20 protein-coding genes are annotated in these 18,519 nt (G+C 69.9%); 14 read left to right on the top strand and 6 right to left on the bottom strand.

All coding sequences use genetic code 11. The annotated features are described in order from the left end of the window. Window positions 1-34 precede the first annotated feature (34 nt). Window positions 35-373, bottom strand: a complete 339-nt coding sequence (locus DSC45_RS24780) for a MerR family transcriptional regulator (protein WP_119294153.1) — start codon at window positions 371-373, stop codon at window positions 35-37. Between the two features lie 1,116 nt (window positions 374-1,489). Between DSC45_RS24780 and DSC45_RS24775 the strand changes: the two genes are divergently transcribed. Then, the gene (locus DSC45_RS24775; RefSeq protein ID WP_119294152.1) at window positions 1,490-2,029 is read left to right on the top strand and encodes a DUF4231 domain-containing protein; all 540 of its coding nucleotides are present in this window, start codon (window positions 1,490-1,492) and stop codon (window positions 2,027-2,029) included. Window positions 2,030-2,354: 325 nt separating this feature from the next. Here DSC45_RS24775 and DSC45_RS24770 read toward each other — a convergent pair whose 3' ends face one another. Beyond that, window positions 2,355-3,167 (bottom strand): LacI family DNA-binding transcriptional regulator, encoded by an 813-nt coding sequence (locus tag DSC45_RS24770; protein WP_119294151.1) that lies wholly within the window; start codon window positions 3,165-3,167, stop codon window positions 2,355-2,357. A 30-nt stretch (window positions 3,168-3,197) separates the two neighbouring features. Between DSC45_RS24770 and DSC45_RS24765 the strand changes: the two genes are divergently transcribed. From DSC45_RS24765 to DSC45_RS24755, 3 genes are read left to right on the top strand one after another with little or no spacing between them, the layout of a single operon-like run. Beyond that, on the top strand, window positions 3,198-4,064 hold the full coding sequence (locus tag DSC45_RS24765) for an ABC transporter permease subunit (RefSeq protein WP_240434829.1): 867 nt from the start codon (window positions 3,198-3,200) through the stop codon (window positions 4,062-4,064). Beyond that, entirely contained in the window at window positions 4,061-5,002 is a 942-nt protein-coding gene (locus tag DSC45_RS24760; protein ID WP_119294149.1) for a carbohydrate ABC transporter permease, read from the top strand. The genes DSC45_RS24765 and DSC45_RS24760 overlap by 4 nt, the downstream gene beginning before the upstream one ends. A gap of 2 nt (window positions 5,003-5,004) precedes the next feature. Further along, window positions 5,005-6,627 (top strand): type 2 periplasmic-binding domain-containing protein, encoded by a 1,623-nt coding sequence (locus tag DSC45_RS24755; protein ID WP_162929345.1) that lies wholly within the window; start codon window positions 5,005-5,007, stop codon window positions 6,625-6,627. Window positions 6,628-6,697: 70 nt separating this feature from the next. Here DSC45_RS24755 and DSC45_RS24750 read toward each other — a convergent pair whose 3' ends face one another. The 3 genes from DSC45_RS24750 to DSC45_RS24740 form a co-directional block, all read right to left on the bottom strand. After that, entirely contained in the window at window positions 6,698-7,255 is a 558-nt protein-coding gene (locus tag DSC45_RS24750) for a GNAT family N-acetyltransferase (protein ID WP_119294147.1), read from the bottom strand. Window positions 7,256-7,321: 66 nt separating this feature from the next. Then, complete coding sequence (locus DSC45_RS24745; RefSeq protein WP_119294146.1) at window positions 7,322-8,518, bottom strand: sensor histidine kinase; 1,197 nt, start codon at window positions 8,516-8,518, stop codon at window positions 7,322-7,324. Beyond that, a complete protein-coding gene (locus DSC45_RS24740) occupies window positions 8,509-9,171 on the bottom strand; it encodes a response regulator transcription factor (protein ID WP_119294145.1) in 663 nt (220 codons plus the stop codon). Before DSC45_RS24740 ends, DSC45_RS24745 begins: the two co-directional genes overlap by 10 nt. A gap of 238 nt (window positions 9,172-9,409) precedes the next feature. Here DSC45_RS24740 and DSC45_RS24735 point away from each other — a divergent pair, with 238 nt between their 5' ends. The 4 genes from DSC45_RS24735 to DSC45_RS24720 all read left to right on the top strand — a co-directional run bounded on the left by DSC45_RS24735 (window position 9,410) and on the right by DSC45_RS24720 (window position 13,180). Further along, on the top strand, window positions 9,410-10,699 hold the full coding sequence (locus tag DSC45_RS24735) for an FtsX-like permease family protein (protein WP_119294144.1): 1,290 nt from the start codon (window positions 9,410-9,412) through the stop codon (window positions 10,697-10,699). A gap of 159 nt (window positions 10,700-10,858) precedes the next feature. After that, entirely contained in the window at window positions 10,859-12,241 is a 1,383-nt protein-coding gene (locus tag DSC45_RS24730; protein WP_119294143.1) for an ABC transporter permease, read from the top strand. 6 nt (window positions 12,242-12,247) lie between these two features. After that, on the top strand, window positions 12,248-12,958 hold the full coding sequence (locus DSC45_RS24725; RefSeq protein WP_119294142.1) for an ABC transporter ATP-binding protein: 711 nt from the start codon (window positions 12,248-12,250) through the stop codon (window positions 12,956-12,958). Between the two features lie 75 nt (window positions 12,959-13,033). Further along, complete coding sequence (locus tag DSC45_RS24720; protein ID WP_162929342.1) at window positions 13,034-13,180, top strand: hypothetical protein; 147 nt, start codon at window positions 13,034-13,036, stop codon at window positions 13,178-13,180. 32 nt (window positions 13,181-13,212) lie between these two features. Here the strand turns inward: DSC45_RS24720 and DSC45_RS24715 are convergent, their stop codons facing one another. Beyond that, window positions 13,213-13,857 (bottom strand): TetR/AcrR family transcriptional regulator, encoded by a 645-nt coding sequence (locus DSC45_RS24715; RefSeq protein WP_119294140.1) that lies wholly within the window; start codon window positions 13,855-13,857, stop codon window positions 13,213-13,215. Between the two features lie 342 nt (window positions 13,858-14,199). On the opposite strand from DSC45_RS24715, the gene DSC45_RS24710 reads away from it, so the two are divergent. The 6 genes from DSC45_RS24710 to DSC45_RS24685 all read left to right on the top strand — a co-directional run bounded on the left by DSC45_RS24710 (window position 14,200) and on the right by DSC45_RS24685 (window position 18,390). Next, a complete protein-coding gene (locus DSC45_RS24710; RefSeq protein ID WP_119294139.1) occupies window positions 14,200-15,336 on the top strand; it encodes an FAD-dependent oxidoreductase in 1,137 nt (378 codons plus the stop codon). 199 nt (window positions 15,337-15,535) lie between these two features. After that, window positions 15,536-16,108: a DUF5994 family protein gene (locus DSC45_RS24705; RefSeq protein ID WP_119294138.1), complete on the top strand. Its 573-nt coding sequence runs from the start codon at window positions 15,536-15,538 to the stop codon at window positions 16,106-16,108. A gap of 6 nt (window positions 16,109-16,114) precedes the next feature. Beyond that, a complete protein-coding gene (locus DSC45_RS24700) occupies window positions 16,115-16,423 on the top strand; it encodes a hypothetical protein (RefSeq protein ID WP_119294137.1) in 309 nt (102 codons plus the stop codon). Further along, on the top strand, window positions 16,420-16,734 hold the full coding sequence (locus DSC45_RS24695) for a hypothetical protein (protein ID WP_240434828.1): 315 nt from the start codon (window positions 16,420-16,422) through the stop codon (window positions 16,732-16,734). Before DSC45_RS24700 ends, DSC45_RS24695 begins: the two co-directional genes overlap by 4 nt. Window positions 16,735-16,795: 61 nt before the next feature. Beyond that, window positions 16,796-17,245 carry a LuxR C-terminal-related transcriptional regulator gene (locus tag DSC45_RS24690; RefSeq protein ID WP_240434827.1) on the top strand — a complete coding sequence of 150 codons (450 nt, stop codon included), beginning with the start codon at window positions 16,796-16,798 and terminating at the stop codon, window positions 17,243-17,245. 146 nt (window positions 17,246-17,391) lie between these two features. Further along, window positions 17,392-18,390 (top strand): NAD-dependent epimerase/dehydratase family protein, encoded by a 999-nt coding sequence (locus DSC45_RS24685; RefSeq protein ID WP_119294136.1) that lies wholly within the window; start codon window positions 17,392-17,394, stop codon window positions 18,388-18,390. The last annotated feature ends 129 nt before the right edge of the window (window positions 18,391-18,519 follow it).

Below are 18,519 nucleotides of genomic sequence, written 5' to 3'. Positions count from 1 at the left end.
GCCCGGGTGCGGTATGCGGTGGGCACGCTCCGCCTCAGCCCGCGGTTGGCGGGTTCTGCGATTCGGCGGCGTTGCGGTATTCGGCGTTGATGCGTTGGGCTTCTTCGAGCTGGTCTTCCAGGACGACGATGCGGCAGGCCGCTTCGATGGCGGTGCCCTGGTCGACGAGCTCGCGGGCGCGGGCGGCGATGCGTAGCTGGTAGCGGGAGTAGCGGCGGTGGCCGCCTTCGGAACGCAGCGGGGTGATGAGGCGGGCCTCTCCGATGGCGCGGAGAAAGCCCTGCGTGGTGCCGAGCATTTCGGCGGCGCGGCCCATCGTGTAAGCGGGGTAATCGTCGTCGTCGAGACGGCCGAACGTGTCATCTGCTGTCATTTGCACCTCTCTGTGGAACGCGTTGAGGGGCCCGAGTGCCGTATGGCACCCGGGCCCCGAAGGAACTGCTACACCATCTGCCGGCCTTGGTGCTGCGCCGGCTCTCTGTTTCCGCTGACCCGGCCTGGGAGGCGTCGGGTTTGCGGGGATCGCGGTTTCTTGACCGGAGACCACCTCACTATCGATGTCCTGCGGTACCCGGACTCATGACTTCCGTCCGGGCGATCCTGATGGCGCCTGGCTCCTCCGTTTCTTCCCTCTGGGTTCAACGCACTTATCTACTGCTGTTGGTACTGCTTTCCTTCTGCTCTGTGGCCTGCGACAGCGCCACTCTTCGACAGCCAGCCCCGTTGCCCGTCCTGCGTCTGCTCTGGCTTGGAACCCCACTGCCGAACTTCCCGGTACGCGCGCCCGCAGCCGGCGCCTTCGCCGAGGAACTACTCACTGACTGCACTGCGGTGCGCTACACCCGCGGATAGCACCATGGATGAAGCGCGGTACTGCTCGTGGCGGCCCCTGATCACTGCGGGCCACCCGGTCCGGTCGTCAGTCCCGTCGCCGTCCTGCAACAGCCCTGGCTTCGAAACTCCACCACCGCACCGTCCTGCGCACTGCAACTGCGGATCCTGCTGCCGGCAGTTCGTCTCTGCCAGGCCTCACTGTCTCTCTGCGTTACGAGAGAAACCATAACCACGCCACCACCCGAATGTCTACTCCAGCCGACATAGATTTCTGCGAGTCAGAGGCAGAGATACTCGGCCTTGGCCACGGGGCGGCTGGGGGTGGCCGCCCCACCCGCGCCCGCTCGCCCGCTCGGGCCGGCGCCTGATGGGCACCGCCGACGCTGCGGATCTCGTCACCCCGGGACTCGCCACCAACGCGCCGCGGCCATGACGGCGACTCCGTGGGCCCGGACCACTCTCCTGCTTGTTGCGGCAGGTGGAACAACACGCGGTGCGTGGGGAGCTTCCGTCCCCTTCCATCCCGCCCACCATCGACCCGGCCGGAGCCGAGCGACGGCGGACGGGACGAAGGCTCTGGAGCATGGGGTGATTCGGTCAGTGCGTTCCGAGTTGGTGAGTTGACGCCATGAGCACGTACCGATGTACTCCCGGCATGCCGGAGAAGAGCGGGAAGCAGTCACTTGAAGCCCACCCGTCGCCTACTCGCTCAGTGGCTGCAGCGCAGGATTATGTGGACGGCAGGCTGACGCAATACCAAGCGTGGTACGACAAGAAGGCTGTGAAGACGAAGGCCATGCACCTTCGCATGCGCACGGTCTCGGTGGTTGGTGGTGCTCTGGTACCTGTCTTGGTGAACCTCGATCTGTCGTTCGCCAAGCTGACCGCCACCGTCCTGAGCTTGGTAGTAGTTGGTTCCGTCTCCCTCGAGAGCGTGTATCGATACCGGGAGCAGTGGAAGAACTACCGGTCGACCGAGCAGCTCCTGGCTCATGAGCGTGTCTACTTCGAGACCAAGGTTGGTCCGTACAGGGAACTTTCGGATGACGAAGCGTTCACAACACTGGTTGCGCGCGTAGAGAGCGCAATTGCCAACGAGAATTCCGCAACCCTTAATGTCATGACCTTGGGCGGTCAAGTGAATGCCGACGTTCAACCGTCTCTGGGGCTGCCCGGAGCGCGGAGCCCCGAATAAGGCGTCGCATCGAGGGACGACGGATCGGTGTCCGAGCCGTCCGCGGGCGCTCAACGTGGCCGTCGTCGGCCCATGGCCGTGTGTCGTCGTCGCGTCGGCCCGGTTCGTATCGGTGGCGGTCGTGACGGAGACGGTCCGCTCGTGGATCTGCAGGCATCAGACCGGGGAGAGCACGCCCCGCCCGCCGCCCTGCAGTTGGGCGGCGGCGAAGGTGTTCAGATCCACCGGGTGCGCGCCGAGATGGCCGTGCGGAACACCCGAGGCGTCGAAGTCCGGGGCGCACCCCCGTGGGCGACCGAAGGCGAGCCGGTGCCCGGGGGGGCGCCTACGCCCCCGGAGCGCTCTCCCGGAAGACGATCGTGTGGGGGGCGATGACGTGGCGGCCCGGGCCCGTGTAGCCCTCGATGCGTTCGGTGAGGAAGTCCAGTGCCGTGCCGACGATCGCGTCCGTGTCCGGGCTGACGGTGGTCAGGCTCGTCTCGAGGAAGGCGCCGACGGCGTCGCCGTCCCAGCCGACGACGGCCACGTCGTCCGGTACGCAGACGTCCGCGGCGCGCAGGGCGCGGAGCGCACCGACGGCCAACCCGTCGTCCCTGCACAGGAGTCCGTCGAAGCGGAGGCCCCGCTCGATCGCCCGCCGTACGGCACGTTCGCCGTCCGACGGTTGGAGTCCGTCGAGCGGGAGCAGGCGGTTCTTCGTGACCGGCAGCCCGGCGTCGCGCATCCCGGCCCGGTAGCCGGCCGTGCGGTCGACGGTCGCGGCGGTGAGCGGCTCCGGTTCGATGCCGAGGTAGGCGATGCGGCGGCGGCCGAGGGCGGCGATGACGGCTACGGCTTCGGCCGCCGCGGCGACGTTGTCGATCATCACGCGGTCGAACTCCGGGGGTGCTTCCTCCTCGCCGAGCAGGACCAGCGGATGCTTGCGGCCGCCGATCGTCGAGATGTCGGCCGCGGACAAGGTGACGGGCTGGAAGAGGATGCCGTCGACGAGGCCGGACTCCGACACGTCTATCGCGTCGCGTTCGGCCCCCGGGCCCGCGATCGTCTGCTGGATGAGCAGGCGGTAGCCGAGGAATCTCCGCCGCCTTCCTCGGCGGGGAAGCCACCTCCCCCGGTCAAGAAGCTGAGCTGGATTCAACGCGCGCGCCGTGACCGGGTCCTGATCCTCATGGCTGTGCCCGGTGTGGCATTGCTGCTCGGGTTCTTCTACCTTCCGCTGCTCGGCAACCTCATCGCGTTCCAGGAGTACCTGCCGTTCGTTCCGATCGGGCGCAGCCCATGGGTCGGCTTCGACAACTTCTCGGTCATCTTCGACGGGAACCCGGAGTTCCTGAACGCGCTGCGGAACACCCTCGAAATCACCATCGTCCAGGTGGTGTTCGTGTTCCCCGCGCCGATCCTGCTGGCGCTGCTCCTCAACAGCCTGCTGTCGGAACGGCTCAAGCGGATCGTGCAGTCGATCCTCTATCTGCCGCACTTCCTCTCCTGGGTGATCGTCGTCGCGGTCTTCCAGCAGATGCTCGGCGGCGCCGGCCTCATCAACAACGCACTGCGTGCGGGCGGGCACGGCACGGTCAACATCCTCGGAAATCCCGACGCGTTCATCGCCGTCATCACGAGCCAGGTGATCTGGAAGGACACCGGCTGGGCGACGATCCTGTTCCTCGCCGTGCTGTCCCAGATATCCCCTGCGCTCTACGAAGCGGCCAAGGTCGACGGGGCGTCGAAAATGCGGCAGTTGTGGCACGTCACGCTGCCCGGAATGCGCGGGATCATCATCCTGCTGCTCATCCTCCGGCTCGGTGACTCACTGTCCGTCGGATTCGAGCAGATCATTCTCCAACAGGGCGCATTCGGACGGGAATCGAGCGAAGTCCTGGACACCTACGTCTACAACAACGGTGTCATCGGGGGCCAATGGGGTGTGGCTGCCGCGGTCGGACTGGTCAAGGGGCTCGTCGGTGTCGTGCTGGTCTACGGCGCCAACCGGGTCGCCCACGTATTCGGCGAGGCAGGGGTGTACCAGAAGCGATGATCGACACGACCGAACACTCCGCCCGCACCGAGCGGCCACCGAGGCCCAAGCAGCGCCGTCCCCGGAACCTGGATGCTCCGTCGATGCCGGTCAGGGCATTGAAGGGCGTCGTCCTCGTGGTGATCTGCGCGCTGGTGATCATCCCGTTCTTCGGGATCGTCTCCACCAGCATCGCCACCCCGGACCAGGTCACGGACGCCGGAGGCTTCGTACTCTGGCCCGAAGGGTTCGACACCACGGCGTACTCGACGATCTTCGCCGGCGGTGTCGTCACGCAGGCGATCCTGGTGAGTGTCGGGATCACCTTCGTGGGCACGCTGGTCAGCCTCGTCGGATCGACCATGCTCGCCTACTCGTTGAGCCGCCCGGGGGCCTTCGGCCAGAAGCCGATCCTGATGCTGGTCCTGGTGACCCTGCTGATCGCGCCGGGGCTCATCCCCAACTACCTGGTCGTCAAGGAGTTCGGGCTGCTCGACTCCTACTGGGCGCTGATCATCCCGACGGCGATCAACGGCTTCAACATCATCGTCCTGAGGGCCTTCTTCATGGGCATCCCGCAGGAGCTGATCGACAGCGCGCGTATCGACGGCGCCGGCGAGTTCGGCATCTTCTGGCGCGTCGTACTGCCGCTGTCGCGTGCGGTGTTGGCGGTCATCGGGCTCTTCTACGCCGTCGGGTACTGGAACGCCTTCTTCAACGCCCTGCTGTACATCAGCGACACCGCCAAGTGGCCGCTCCAGCTCGTGCTGCGCACCTACGTGGTCAAGAACACCGAACTCGGGGGTGCCGATCTGGGCACCAGCGCCGACCAGTTGCCGCCGCAGGCGTCGATCCAGATGGCGATCCTGGTCATCTCCATCGTGCCGATTCTGATCGCGTATCCGTTCCTGCAGCGCCACTTCGCCAAGGGAATGCTGACCGGGGCAGTGAAGGGATGAACATGGGAAAGCCGATGAACCGTCGTTCCTTCGTGAGCGGCGTGGGCGGGCTGCTCCTCGGCTCCACGGGGATCGCGAGCCTGGCGGGATGTTCCACGGTGACCCGCTCCACCGACATCAAGGCCATGAACAGGGGTGTGAAGCTCCCCGCGTACCGGCCCTGGGAAGGGCCCAAGCCGGACCTGCCCGCCTCGGGCCGGATACCCGCTGCCTTCCGGCACTATCCGAAGGACACCGAGCGGACGATCACCCGCCGTCCGGGAGACGGGTCCAGGCTGTCCGGCACGGTGCCGGTTTCCGGGCCCATTCCGCCGGGAGTCGACCAGAACCGCTACTGGCGCGAGCTCAATCGGCAGCTCAATCTCGACATCGAGCTGAATATGGCTCCCGGCCCCGACTTCCCCGACAAGCTGCAGACCTCCATCGCCGGTGACACACTCGGCGACGTCTGGAACATCTTCGGCACCCCGCCCTATCTGCCGCAGCTCCTGCAGGCGAAGGCGCAGGACCTGACTCCCTATCTGTCCGGCTCCGAGATCCTGAAGTACCCGTTCCTGGCGAATCTGCCGACGGAATCCTGGCGGGGCTGCGTGTTCGCCGGAAAAATCTATGCCGTTCCGGTCGTACGAGGCGTGCTTGCCGCGAACACGATGCTGTCGAGGGCGGACCTCTTCCGTAAGCGCGGCGTCGACCCGAATTTCACGTCGATCGACGAACTCCTGGAGATCGGCCGCAAGATGACCGACGAGCGCCGGAACATGTGGGCGTTCTCGCAGGTACCCAACACGGTGCTGTCCACCATGCTCGACATGCCGAACGTCTGGAAGGAGGAGAACGGCAGGTTCACGCACGAGAGCGAAATGGAGGAGCGCAAGGAGCAGTTGGAGGTCGGGCGGCGCATGAGTGCGGAGGGAATGCTGCACCCGGACGCCATCAACTCGTTCAACGGGAAAGTGTGGTTCCCGCAGGGAGCCACGGCCATGATCCAGGACACCTTCAGCGGGCTGCCCAGCTTCTACCAGCAGGCGACCGTCGACGACTTCGAGATCGCGATGCCCACGATTCCCGGTCCCGACGGAAAGCCGGGGAAGGTGTGGTTCGCCCCCAACAACTCCATCACGGCGATCTCCGCGACGTCACCGGAACGCACCCGCATGATCCTGGAAGTCCTCAACTGGGCGGCGGCGCCCTTCGGTACGAAGGAGTACACCTTCCGTAAGTACGGCATCGAGGGGCACGACTTCAATTTCAAGGACGGAGAGCCGAGGTCGACGAGGGCGGGAAACAGCGAGACCGTACTGACCTACTTCCCCCTCGGGTACTTCGTCGACACCGCGCCCCCCATCTACTACGCGGGCTTTCCCGACGCGGCCGACGCGGTGTACGAGAACCTCAGGCATTCCGCCGAATCCATGATCCTCAACGCCGGTTACGGTCTCTATTCGCCGACGTACGCGTCCAAGCAGGCGCTCCTGGGAACCCTCCTCGACAACGCGGCGAAGGACATCTACCGCGGCCGCAAGCCCGTGTCCAGCTGGGACGAGACCATGAAGGACTGGCGCGCTCGCGGCGGCGAGGCCATCCGCCGCGAGTTCGAGGAGGCGCAGGAGACGCGGGAGCGGTGAGCCGCCTCGGCCCGGCGCCGAGAGGCGAGTAGTCCACCCCGGCACGGCACGGCGCGGCACGCCGCGATCGCTAGGAGCACGGTCCGGTACCGTCCGTCGCGTCCGTCGCGTCCGTCGCGTCCGTCGCGTCCGTCGCGTCCGTCCAGGAGGCTTCGAAGTACCGGACGCGTTCGTCCTGGCCGGTCGGCCGCATGCCGGCCGCCGTCATGACGTGGTGGGACGCGATGTTGTCGTGGTCGGCGTCGCCTTTCACGCTGGTGACACCGCGTTCCCGTGCATACAGCAGCAGTGCGCGCAGGGCTTCGGACGCGTATCCCTTGCCCCGCTCCGACGGGACGAGGCCGTAGCCGATCGTGACGCTGCCGTGCTCGTCCACCGGTCCGTGGAAGTCCACGCCGCCGATCACCCGGCCGTCCTCGCGGCGACGGATCTCGTAGGTGCCGAACGGCTGGGGATCACCGGTGTCCGCGCAGGTGCGCAGGAAGCGCTCGACGGCGGAGGCGTCGCCCTCGGTGGGGTACCCGGGCGCCCATCGGGTGCCACCGCCCGACTCGCCCGCCAGCACTCGCTCCGCCTCGCCGGCCGTCATCGGATGGAGCACCAGCCGCGCTGTCACAAGATCGCCCATAGCCGGGAGAGGTATCACGAGTGGCGGCCTGACCGTTCGTGGCTCATCCGGCGGGGGCTCCGCGGGTCAGGGGAAGTGCAGGGTGAGGGTGAGGCCTCCGTCGGGGGCCGGGGCGGCTGTGAGGGTGGCGTGGTGGGCCGTGGCGATGGATGCGGCGATGGAGAGACCGAGGCCGTGGCCGGTGGTGGTGGTGCGGTCGGTGGCCAGCCGGCGGAACGGGTCGAAGAGGCCGGGGATGCGTTCCGGGGGTACGACGGGTCCGGTGTTGGTGACCGTCAGGGTGCGGGCGTCGAGGTGGACGCGGACGTGGCCGGCGGGTTGGTTGTACTGGACTGCGTTGCGGATCAGGTTCGTGAGCAGGTGGCGGAGGAGGACCGGGTCGCCGGGGACGGTCGGTGCGGCGCCGGCCTCGAGGGCGATGCGGACGTCGTACCGGGCGGCGAGCGGGGCGAGTTCGGCGAGGGCGGATCGGGCCGTGGCCGCGAGGTCCACGGGCTCGGTCCGCTCCAGGCCGCGGTCGCTGCGGGCCAGCAACAGCAAGGCGTCGACGAGCTGTTCGGCTTCCCGGTTGGCGGTGAGCAGGTCCTCGCGTACGCCGGTGAGAGCGTCCGGCAAGGGGTCGGCGAGGCCGACCTGGAGGCTCGTGCGCTGGACGGCGAGGGGTGTCTTGAGTTCGTGGGAGGCGTTGGCGACGAAGCGGCGCTGGCTCTCGAACGACTTCTCCAGGCGGTCGAGCATGGTGTCGAAGGTGTCGGCGAGACGGTGGAGTTCGTCGTCGGGGCCGGTGAGCGCGAGGCGTTGGTGCAGGTTCTGTTCGCTGATGCGGCGGGCCGCCTCGGTCATGGAGGCGACGGGGCGCAGGGCCCGGCCCGCCAGCCACCGGCCGAGCAGTCCGGCGAGGAGCGCCATCACCAGGAGGCCGACGGCCGACCAGACCATCATCTGACGCAGGGCGGTGTCCTGGACGGCCTGCACGGTCTGGTCGATCTTCTGGACGGCGACGTCGGCGACCCGCCCCTGCGGCTCCGTCGTGCCGTGCGGGGTGGTGGGGCGTACGGGCCCGAAGGGTGGCGCCTCCTCGTCCGGCAGGTCGCCGTACCTGACCGACATGCCCTGGACCTGCTGGTCCGTTCCGTAGCGCGCGAGGACGACCACGAAGGCGAGCAGGATGATGCCGGCGACCAGGAAGAGCCCGGAGAAGGCCACGGCCAGGCGGGAGCGGAACGGCAGCCTGCGCAGCAGGGCCCGCGGGTTCAGTCGCACAGCCGGTAGCCCTCTCCCTTGTCGGCGGCGATGAGGACCTGGTCGCCGAGCTTGGCGCGCAGTCGGCTGACGGTGGCGCGGACCGCGCTGGTGCGCGGGTCGAGGTGCTCGTCCCAGACGGTGCGGACGAGTTCGTCGTGCGGTACGGGGGCTCCACCGGCCTTCAGGAGCAGGTGCAGGACCGCGAATTCCTTCGACGTCAGTTCCAGCGGCCGGCCGTCGACGGACACCTCGCGCCGCGTCCCGTCGAGGGCTACGGGACCGAAGTGCTGCACGGCGGGCGGCAGTTTGGCGACACGGCGGCTCAACGTCCTTACCCGGGCGACGAGTTCGGTGAAGTCGAAGGGTTTCGTCAGGTAGTCGTCGGCGCCGAGCGTGGCGAGGCCGTAGATCTTGTCGGTGAGTTCGCCGGCCGCGGTCAGCATCAGGATGCGCGGCGGGTCGGAGAGTTCGCGCAGCCGTCTGCACACCTCGTCGCCGCTGAGGACCGGCAGGTCGCGGTCGAGGATCAGCACGTCGTAGGCGGTGAGCAGGCACATCCGCTCGGCCTCGTCCCCGGTGGCGGCGATGTCGACGGCCATGGCCTCGCGGCGCAGACCGGTGGCCACGGTGCGGGCGAGGATGCGGTGGTCCTCCGCTACGAGAACTCTCATGGGCTCATGGAATCAAGGCCGGGATTGCAGGCGGATAAGGACGCGGGGCGGTGGGGGCCGCGGGGCACGGCCACGCCTCACGGGTCACGCGTCACGGGTCACGGGTCACGGGTCACGGGTCACGGGTCACGGGTCACGGGTCACGGTGGGGGACGGCAGGGCTTACGCCGCTGTAACGCGCTTATCCCGGCGTAACACGCTTATCCCGCTGCACACGGCCGCCTGCTTGTGTCGCGGCATGAACTTCGTCAAGCGCGCCGGGATGAGCCTGGGTGCCAGGAGGTCCAGGACCGCCGGACTGTTCGCGGTCTTCGTCGTCATCTGCACCCTGCTGCTCGGCGGCTTCCTGCTCGAGGGCGCCGCCGCCCGCCAGGAGGCGGATGCGCAGCGCACCATCGGCGTCGATGTCACGGTCGAGAAGCAGGGCCTCACCCCGGCCCGCGCGGACCGGCTCGGCGCCTCGGAGCTGGTGCACCGCTACAACCCGGAGCTTCCGGTACGGGCGGGGGCGGCGCGAGGTGTCGTTCCGCTGGCGTCGGACGTACCGAGGCCCGGAGGCACCGGAACCGGTGCCGGAAAGGAGGACCGGAGCCCCCTCTCCGCACACGGCGTCCGCGACTCCGGCATGCTGCTCCCCTTCTCGTACGGATCGATGAAGATCACGGACGGCCGCGGTATCTCCCCATCGGACGCGGCCCGTCACGTCGCGGTGATCGAGCAGCGCCTGGCCGAGAAGAACGGTCTCCGGGTGGGCGGCACCGTCCATGCGCGGTCGGCCGACGGCGAGCGCACCGTACCGATGAAGATCGTGGGCGTCTTCCAGGACCCGACGCAGGATCCGCAGGAGTGGCAGCCGCCGCACGAACTGCCCGGCAACACGCTCTACGTACCGATGGCCACGGCCCAGAAGCTCGGCGACGGCACCGAGCCGGTCCGCGAGGCGGTGTTCAGGATCGGGTCGCCGGACCGGGCCGAGCAGCTGCACGCGGAGGCCCGACGCCTGCTCGGCAAGGGCGACTTCGACTTCCGGGTGAACGACAAGGCGTACCGGGACCAGGTGCGGCCGATCCAGCAGGTCGGCACGTTCGCGGGCCTGATCGTCCGGGTGATCGCCCTGGCCGGAGCGCTGGTCCTCGGTCTCGTCGTGCTGCTGCAGATCCGTGAGCGGCGGGCCGAGCTCGGCGTGCTGCTCTCGATGGGCGAGAAGAAGTGGAAGCTGATCGGCCAGCACGCCGTGGAGGTGGCGGCGTTGGCGCTGCCGGCCGTCGCGCTCGCCGCGCTCGCCGGGTCGCTCGCCGGGCAGCACGTGGGCGACGCGCTGCTCGGCGGTCGTGACGACCGTCCGGCCCCGGCCGGCGGGCGCGATGCACGGGGCGCCGAGGTGGCTGCGCCGGAGGTACGGGTCGAGCCCGCAACCGTCGGCAAGGTGGCCGCCATCGGGCTCGGCATCTCCCTGGTCTCCACGGTCGTCCCGGGCATCGGAATCGTCCGTCTGCACCCGCGGTCCATCCTCACCGACACCGAATGACCGGGTCCCCGCACGGCCGGTGGGGCCGAACAGCCGCCCGTAGCCGGTGAGACCGGCCAGCCGCCCCGGCCGGTGAGCCGCCCGTGCCGACACCCCGCCCGAAACGACCACCCATCCATCCACCCATCCATCCGCACGGACCAGAGAGCCGATACCCCCATGAATTTCGTCAAACGCGCAGGGCTCAGCCTGTGGGCCCGCAAGGGCCGCACTCTGATCACCTGGGCCACCTTCCTCGTCATCTCCCTGATGGTGCTGGCCGGCGTCCTCATCAACGGCGCCACGGCACGGGCCGAGCAGGACGCGAAGCGGTCCGTCGGCGCGGAGGTCAACCTCCAGATGGACCTGGGCAGTTCGGCCGGATCAGGTGGCGGTCTGCAGGCACCGCGGATCGACGCGGGCACGGTCGACAAGCTCGGGAAGCTGCCCCAAGTGCAGAAGTACACCTACTCGTTGTGGGATCGCGGCATCATCAAGGGCAAGAACAAGCTGGTCGAGGGCGGACCGCAGGAGCCGATGGGGCCGGGCGGCACCGCGGCCGTCGGAGTCCTCGACTCCGCACTGCTGCCCGACTTCCGCAGCGGCAACTTCACGCTCCTGTCCGGCAAGCACCTCACGGCCGCCGACAAGGACAGCCGACGGCTGTTGATCGAGGAGCGACTGGCGAAGCAGAACGGCCTCGCGGTCGGCGACACGTTCGCGCTGACCGGTAACGACGAGAAGACCACGGCCGACTTCACCGTGGCCGGCATCTACCGTGACCCGCGCGCCACTTCGGAGCCCGAGCCGGAGTACGGCGTCAGCCCGGCCAACATGCTGTACGGCGCGGTCGGCGGCCTCTCCTCGCTCAGCTCCGAGAACGACGGTGCGCAGCAGGCCGGCAGTGCGACGTTCCTTCTCCAGGACGCCGATGCACAGGGCGAGTTCAAGGAGGAGGCCGAGCAAGTCGCGGGCTCGGCACTGGACGGATTCGAGCTGGCCGCCAACGACAAGGCCGTCCGGCAGATGACCGGCCCGCTCAAGAGCATCAGCTCGACGGCCACCGTCGCCATGTGGCTGATGGGCTTCGCCGGCGCGGCCGTACTGGCCCTGCTCGTCAACCTCGCCGTCAAGCAGCGCCGCAAGGAGTACGGCGTACTCCTCGCGATGGGCGAGAAGAAGAGCAGGCTGATAGCCCAACAGGCCCTGGAAATCGTGGTGGTGGCCGCTCTCGCCATCGGTGTGAGCGCGCTGTTCGCACCGCGGCTCACGCAGAGCGCCGGCCAGGCGCTGCTCGGCACGGAAGCCTCCGCCGCCCAGGAGAAGTTGGACTCCTGGGAGCCACCGGCCCCTGGGCGTACGGGCGTCGGTGAAGGCATCGACATGAACGACAAGCCGGTCGAGAACGCCGACCCCATCGACGAGATCACCGTACGACTCGACCCGGCCGACCTCGCCACGGTCGGCGCCGTCGGCCTCGGTATCGGCCTGCTCGCCACGGCCGTCCCGGCCGGTGCGGTGCTGCGCCTGAGTCCCCGTTCCATCCTCACGAAGGGCAACTGACCCGCCATGACCAGCGTCAACGCCACCTCCGTGCCCGTACTGCGCCTGACGGACGTCAGCCACACCTACTCCGGTCAGCGCCGCAGGACCACAGTCCTCAAGGGCATCGACCACGCCTTCGAACGCGGCACCTTCTCCACCATCCTGGGCCCCTCGGGCAGCGGCAAGACCACGCTGCTGAGCCTCGCCAGCGGCCTCGACACCCCCACCAAGGGAACGATCAGCTTCGACGGCCAGGACCTCACCACCCTCGGTCTCGGCCGGTACCGCAACAAGCACGCCGCCACGATCTTCCAGCAGTACAACCTGCTCACCTACATGACCGCCCTGCAGAACGTCACGACCGCCATGGAGATCACCGGTGCCAAGCCCGCCATCGGAAGCCGAAGGGCCCGTGCACTGCGGATACTTGAGGACATCGGCCTCGACCGGGCGATGGCCATGAGCAATGTGCTGCAGCTGTCCGGCGGCCAGCAGCAGCGCGTCGCCATCGCGCGGGCCCTCGCCTGCGACGTCGACATCCTGTTCGCCGACGAACCCACCGGCAATCTCGACGAGGACACCGCCCAGGGCATCATCGACACCTTCGCCGAACTCGCCCACGTACAGGGCAAATGCGTGGTCGTCGTCACCCATTCCCAGCACCTGGCCGCCCAGTCCGACCGGATTCTCCACCTGCGCAAGGGCAGACTCACGGAGCAGGTGAACGCGCGGTAGGTGCACCGGGGACGGAGCGCACCCCGGCCCTGCCGAACCACCTCGTCACGGTGCGCCGCCTCTGGAGACGGGCTCTTGGGCGAAGAGCGCCTCGCCGCGCTCGGGGCCGAGTGCGCACGCCCGGTCCCGCTCGGCGCGGTGCAGGTGCGCACGCCTGACTGCGGCCACGACTCGTGCATCCCGGTGCAGGACACCGAGGGGAGCCGGTTCCGCATCGACTGAGGCGTGCACCCGGGGGCGCGGAAGCTGCGTCCTCACTTCCCGGTGCGGGGCAGGGCGTTCCAGCCGAGCTCCAGCAGGTCGAAGGCGCGGGTGATGGCGTGCCGCGGGTCGGCGTGGGGGTGGACGGCGCGGGGGGCCTCGAGGGCGAAGTGGGCCAGCGCGCTGCAGGCCGGGTCGTCGGCGGGCAGGCCGCTTTCCTCGGCGATGACCTGGGACAGGGCGGCGGCGTGCCGCAACCACATGCCCTGGAGGTAGTCGCGCAGGGCGGGAGTGCTGGTCACGAGGTCCCGGAACGCCGTGAATTCCGGGTCGCCGCCTCCGCCCGCCGCGCGGTCGGCCAGCGCGTGCTCCCGCAGCGCCGCGGGGATGGACTGCCCGTCGGGCCGGTCGCGTACGGCACCCAGCAGGCGGGCCTCCTGCTCGACGTCCTCGTCGAAGACGAGGGCCTCCTTGGCCGGGAAGTGCTTGAACAGCGTGGTGGTGGACACATCGGCGGCGTCGGCGATCTCGCGGATGCCGACGTCGTCGTATCCGCGCTCCAGGAACAGGCGCAGGGCCGCATCCGCGATGGCCTGCCGGGTGGCTGCCTTCTTGCGCTCGCGGCGCCCGAGGGGGGCGGCCGGCGCGGCGGTGGGCTGCGGTGACGACGCGGCGTCCGCGGGCTCGGGACTGGGCATGGCTGCACTGTACCTGTGGGTTGACCCGATGCAAAAGTTGAACGGTTGCACTTAGGGATCCGGTGTGCTTTTCTCGTAGCAGGCGGACGGGCCCCAGCCCCGGGTCGCCGTTCACCGCGGAATCCCGGGCCCGCACCGCCGGACCTCCGGCTCCTCACGGCTGCCCGCCGGGCCCGCCGAACGCCGCCGTGCCGGCCGCCCCGGCCCGCGTCGCGGCCCAGCACGCCGCCGCGGCCCACCACCCCGCCCACTTCCTCGAGCCGTACGGCGGCCACCGCACGCCAGTCACCGCACGCCGGCCGCCGGCCGCCGTGCTGCCACGCGTCACGAACGGAGCACCCCATGAACGCCACCCACACCCCCCGCATCGCCATCATCGGCGCCGGCCCCGGCGGCCTGACCTGCGCCCGCATCCTCCAGCGGCACGGCATCGACGCCACCGTGCACGACCGGGACGCCGGACCGGACACCCGCGATCAGGGCGGCACCCTCGATCTGCACGCCGACAACGGACAGTCGGCCCTGCGCGAAGCCGGTCTGCTGGACGAGTTCTTCGAGCTCGCTCGCCCCGAGGGGCAGGAAATGCGCCAGCTCGACCCGTCCGGCGCGACCCTCTTCCACCATGTCCCCGAGGAGGGCGAACGCTTCAAGCCGGAGATCGACCGCGGCCAACTGCGCGACCTGCTCCTCGCATCGCTCGAGCCCGGCACCGTGCGCTGGGGCCGCACCCTCACGCACGTCACCGGCCCCTCGGACGGACCGCGGCAGCTGCGTTTCGCCGACGGCACCACCGTCGAGGCCGACCTCGTCATCGGCGCGGACGGCGCCTGGTCCAAGGTCCGCCCGGCCGTCTCCGACGCCGCACCCCGGTACAGCGGAGTCAGCTTCCTCGAAGCCTGGTTCCACGACGTGGACCGCCGGCACCCCGACATCGCCGAACTCGTCGGCCTCGGCGGGGCCGCGGCCGCCGACGGCGAGCGTGGCCTGTTCGCCCAGCGGAACAGCGGCGACCACATCCGCGTGTACCTCATCCAGCGCGTCCCGGCCGACTGGATCACCGCAGCGGGACTGGCGCCCACGGACACCGACGGCATCCGCGCGCTGCTCCTGGACCGCTACCGCGACTGGTCACCCCGTCTGCGCCGCCTGATCACCGACAACGACGGCCACTACGTCGACCGCCCCATCCACGCCCTGCCCGTCCCCCACATCTGGGACCACCACCCCACCGTGACGCTGCTCGGCGACGCCGCCCACCTCATGCCGCCGCTCGGTGTCGGGGTCAACCTCGCGCTGCTGGACGCCGCCGACATCGCCCGCGCCCTCGTCGAGCACGACTCGGTCGACGACGCCGTCCGCGCGTACGAGGACATCATGCTTCCCCGCTCCACCGAGACGGCCAAGCTCCTCGACGGCGCCGCGGACGACCTGCTGTCCACGGAACTGCCCGACTTCGCCTCCGCCGACGGCGGCCACTGACACCCGTCCCGTACGCGCCCGCAAAGCCGCACCGGCGTCCGTAAGCGGAAGGGCGCTCGTCGGACAGTCGTGGTCGGGGCGGCTGCCGGAGTAGCGTGGGCAGGACCGAGAGCGCTTCTCGACCGGCTTCCGTGCCGGTTTGTCTCTCGGTTCTATTGCACCGGGCCGAGCGCGACAGGCCCGGGGACAGGTCGACACCATGACGGTGATCACCGCACGAACCCCGCCGGTCACGCCGGCCTCCGAGCCCCCCGGGCACCCGCCACTGCGGCTGTCCCTCAAGCCCCCGGGCCCGCGCACCGGACTCCTCGACGGCGCCTGGTGGCCCCGCTCCCGGGACCTGGAACGCGAACTCCCCGCCCTGGCCGACATGTTGGACCCGCTCTGGGGACGCATCACGCGCCTCACGGTCAATCCGACGCACTGGCCCCACGTACCGCGCAAGATTCCCGTCAACGGCCATGTGGTGAAGGTCGGCTGGTTCCGCGGCGAGCAGGACCCGCACCAACTCCTGCTGTTCTCCTACCATGTGGGCCGCTGGGACCTGTTGATCATCCCGCCGGAGACCGCACCTGAGGCGGCCGAGCGGTTGATGGTCGCCGCGTGCACGCCCCGGATGGCCCGTACGGGCAGTGCGCTGATCGCCGACGAGCGGGAACACCATCCGACCGCCCCCGCCGCGGTAGTCCCGCCGGGCGGCTCACAGGCAGCGGCGTGGGAAGCGGAGGGCGGGGCCATGGCCCCGCCGTCCGGCGCCCGCGTCGGGAGGTAACGGGCCATGGACACCGGAATCACCGTCGCGGTCATCCTGGCGATGATCGTGATCGGCATCTACCTCATCCGCCGCCTCAACGCCCAGCACGACGAACGGATCGCGCTGCACCGCTACAGCCGCAGCGTGCGGGGCCCGCGCGGCACCCACCGGGCGACACGGCCGCCGGTCGGCGGCCCCGCACCGGCCGCCGCCCCGTCCCGCCGCGACCTGGGCGCCGGGATACGCGCACGCCTGCGCCCGCAGCACAGAGGCGACAGCGGAGCCGACAGAGCCACGAAGGGCACGAAGGGCACGAAGGGCACGAAGACATGACCCTGCAGACACCGAAGCCGCTCGGCCCGACCGGGCCGCGCCGCAGTGAACAGTCGGCCACCGCCGAGGCACGCGTCGAGATCCGCATCGTCGCCGGTGATCCCGATTCGGCGCGGGAGGTCGCGCTGCTCCTCAGCCGGTTCTTCGACTCCGACGAGCCCCGCAGCTATCCGGCTGCCGGGGGCAGCGGTACGCGGCTCCACCTGACGCTGAACACCACGGGCGGCCCGGCACGTGCTGCCGGTTCCGGTGCCGGGTCCTGGCTCGCCCGGTCGCAGGCGGGGCGCGCACATCTGGGCGAGACCGGCTGAGGGCTCGAGAACCTGAGGGCCCGCCCGTGCGGGAGCCGGACTTCACCGACGAGGGGCTGCGGTGGCGGCCCGCGAGCGGCCGCCGAACCTCTCGGTCCTGCCGCTCTCCCAGTACGTGGAGGCGCCGTACGCGCGCGAGTTGCTGACGACGGGCTCGCAGGGCGCCGGATGCGTACTGAAGGAACGGGTCACCGACGGCGCCGAGTTCGTCGCCACCGTCGCACGGGTCGCGGCCGGCGGCACGGCGATGGACCCCGAGGTGGTCTCGCAGCCGGTGACGGGCAGGGACCGCGAGGAGCCGATGAGTTCCCTGACGGGCCGGGAGCGCGAGGTGCTGGAGTGTCTGGCGCAGGGCCGGTCCGACGAGGGGAAGGGGATCGCGGAGGCGCTGTTCATGTCCGGGAAGGCGGTGGCGAAGCGCATCGGGCACATCTTCCCGAAGCCGGGTCTGCCGCAGTCGGACACGGACCACCGGCGCGGGCCGGCCGTACCGGCGTATCTCGACCGTTGAGCGAGGCGCGCCCGGTCGAGCCGCGGGATCGAGCCGCCCGGCCGAGCCGACCGGCCGCCGGACCGTACCGCCGATGGTCTTACGGACCTGTGACGTGACGCCGGGCTGCCTCGGTTCGGCCGGTGCTCCGCCCTAGCGTGGGGCTCATGCGTGTACTGGTCACCGGCGGTGCCGGGTTCATCGGGTCCCATGTCGTCCAGGAGCTCGCGGCTCGCGGGCACGAACCCGTGGTGTTCGACCTGCGACAGGACGAAGGCGCGGACGTGCGGGACGAGAAGGCGGTCCGCGAAGCGCTCGCCGGGGTCGACGCCGTCAGTCACCAGGCGGCCAAGGTGGGCCTCGGCACCGGATTCGGCGACGCACCGGACTACGTCTCGCACAACGACCTGGGTACGGCGGTGCTGCTGTCCGCCATGGCGGACGCGGGCGTGCGCCGCCTGGTCCTTGCGGGCTCGATGGTCGTGTACGGGGAGGGCAGGTACACCTGCGCGCACCACGGGGTGGTGCGGCCGGGGCCGCGGGCGGTGGCCGAACTGGCGGCCGGCCGGTTCGAGCCGCTGTGCCCGGTGTGCGGTGCGGAGTTGGCGCCGGGTCTCGTCGGCGAGGACGCTCCGACGGATCCGCGCAACGTCTACGCCACGACCAAGCTGGCCCAGGAACATCTGGCCGCCGCCTGGGCCCGGGCGACGGACGGGACGGCGGTGTCGCTGCGGTACCACAACGTGTACGGGCCGCGGATGCCCCGGGACACCCCGTACGCCGGGGTGGCCGCCCTCTTCCGCTCGGCCCTTGCACGCGGCGAGACGCCCCGCGTGTTCGAGGACGGGCTGCAGCGCCGGGACTTCGTGCACGTACGCGATGTGGCGGCGGCCAATGCGACGGCGCTCGAGGACGCAGCCGCGCCAGGGGCGTTGGCTGTCTACAACACCGGCAGCGGCGATCCGCACACGGTCGGCGAGATGGCGGGGGCGATCGCCGATGCGTACGGCGGGCCGCGGCCGGTGGTGACGGGCGAGTACCGCCTCGGGGACGTCCGGCACGTCACCGCCGACTCGTCACGGCTGCGGGCCACGCTGGGCTGGCGGGCTCGGGTCGGATTCACGGAGGGGATGCGGGAGTTCGCGGGGGAGGTTGCGGCGGGGTGAGCAAGGTCGCGGGGGAGGTTCCGGCCCGACGAGCCAAGTCCCGGCGAAGGCCCCGACCCAATGAGCCAAGTCCCGGCGAAGGCCCCGACCCAATGAGCCAAGTCCCGGCGAAGGCCCCGACCCAATGAG

The organism is Streptomyces sp. YIM 130001 (genome assembly GCF_003574445.1).
Classification (GTDB): Bacteria; Actinomycetota; Actinomycetes; order Streptomycetales; family Streptomycetaceae; genus Streptomyces.
Note: the sequence above shows the minus strand (reverse complement) of the source record. Positions and strands in the feature narration are given on the sequence as shown.

What these genes read in the sequence shown, in the direction of transcription:
- DSC45_RS24780 (WP_119294153.1), bottom strand. Translation starts at nt 373, where the DNA reads ATGACAGCAGATGACACGTTCGGCCGTCTCGACGACGACGATTACCCC.
- DSC45_RS24775 (WP_119294152.1), top strand. Translation starts at nt 1,490, where the DNA reads ATGCCGGAGAAGAGCGGGAAGCAGTCACTTGAAGCCCACCCGTCGCCT.
- DSC45_RS24765 (WP_240434829.1), top strand. Translation starts at nt 3,198, where the DNA reads ATGGCTGTGCCCGGTGTGGCATTGCTGCTCGGGTTCTTCTACCTTCCG.
- DSC45_RS24760 (WP_119294149.1), top strand. Translation starts at nt 4,061, where the DNA reads ATGATCGACACGACCGAACACTCCGCCCGCACCGAGCGGCCACCGAGG.
- DSC45_RS24755 (WP_162929345.1), top strand. Translation starts at nt 5,005, where the DNA reads ATGGGAAAGCCGATGAACCGTCGTTCCTTCGTGAGCGGCGTGGGCGGG.
- DSC45_RS24750 (WP_119294147.1), bottom strand. Translation starts at nt 7,255, where the DNA reads ATGGGCGATCTTGTGACAGCGCGGCTGGTGCTCCATCCGATGACGGCC.
- DSC45_RS24740 (WP_119294145.1), bottom strand. Translation starts at nt 9,171, where the DNA reads ATGAGAGTTCTCGTAGCGGAGGACCACCGCATCCTCGCCCGCACCGTG.
- DSC45_RS24735 (WP_119294144.1), top strand. Translation starts at nt 9,410, where the DNA reads ATGAACTTCGTCAAGCGCGCCGGGATGAGCCTGGGTGCCAGGAGGTCC.
- DSC45_RS24730 (WP_119294143.1), top strand. Translation starts at nt 10,859, where the DNA reads ATGAATTTCGTCAAACGCGCAGGGCTCAGCCTGTGGGCCCGCAAGGGC.
- DSC45_RS24725 (WP_119294142.1), top strand. Translation starts at nt 12,248, where the DNA reads ATGACCAGCGTCAACGCCACCTCCGTGCCCGTACTGCGCCTGACGGAC.
- DSC45_RS24715 (WP_119294140.1), bottom strand. Translation starts at nt 13,857, where the DNA reads ATGCCCAGTCCCGAGCCCGCGGACGCCGCGTCGTCACCGCAGCCCACC.
- DSC45_RS24710 (WP_119294139.1), top strand. Translation starts at nt 14,200, where the DNA reads ATGAACGCCACCCACACCCCCCGCATCGCCATCATCGGCGCCGGCCCC.
- DSC45_RS24705 (WP_119294138.1), top strand. Translation starts at nt 15,536, where the DNA reads ATGACGGTGATCACCGCACGAACCCCGCCGGTCACGCCGGCCTCCGAG.
- DSC45_RS24700 (WP_119294137.1), top strand. Translation starts at nt 16,115, where the DNA reads ATGGACACCGGAATCACCGTCGCGGTCATCCTGGCGATGATCGTGATC.
- DSC45_RS24695 (WP_240434828.1), top strand. Translation starts at nt 16,420, where the DNA reads ATGACCCTGCAGACACCGAAGCCGCTCGGCCCGACCGGGCCGCGCCGC.
- DSC45_RS24685 (WP_119294136.1), top strand. Translation starts at nt 17,392, where the DNA reads ATGCGTGTACTGGTCACCGGCGGTGCCGGGTTCATCGGGTCCCATGTC.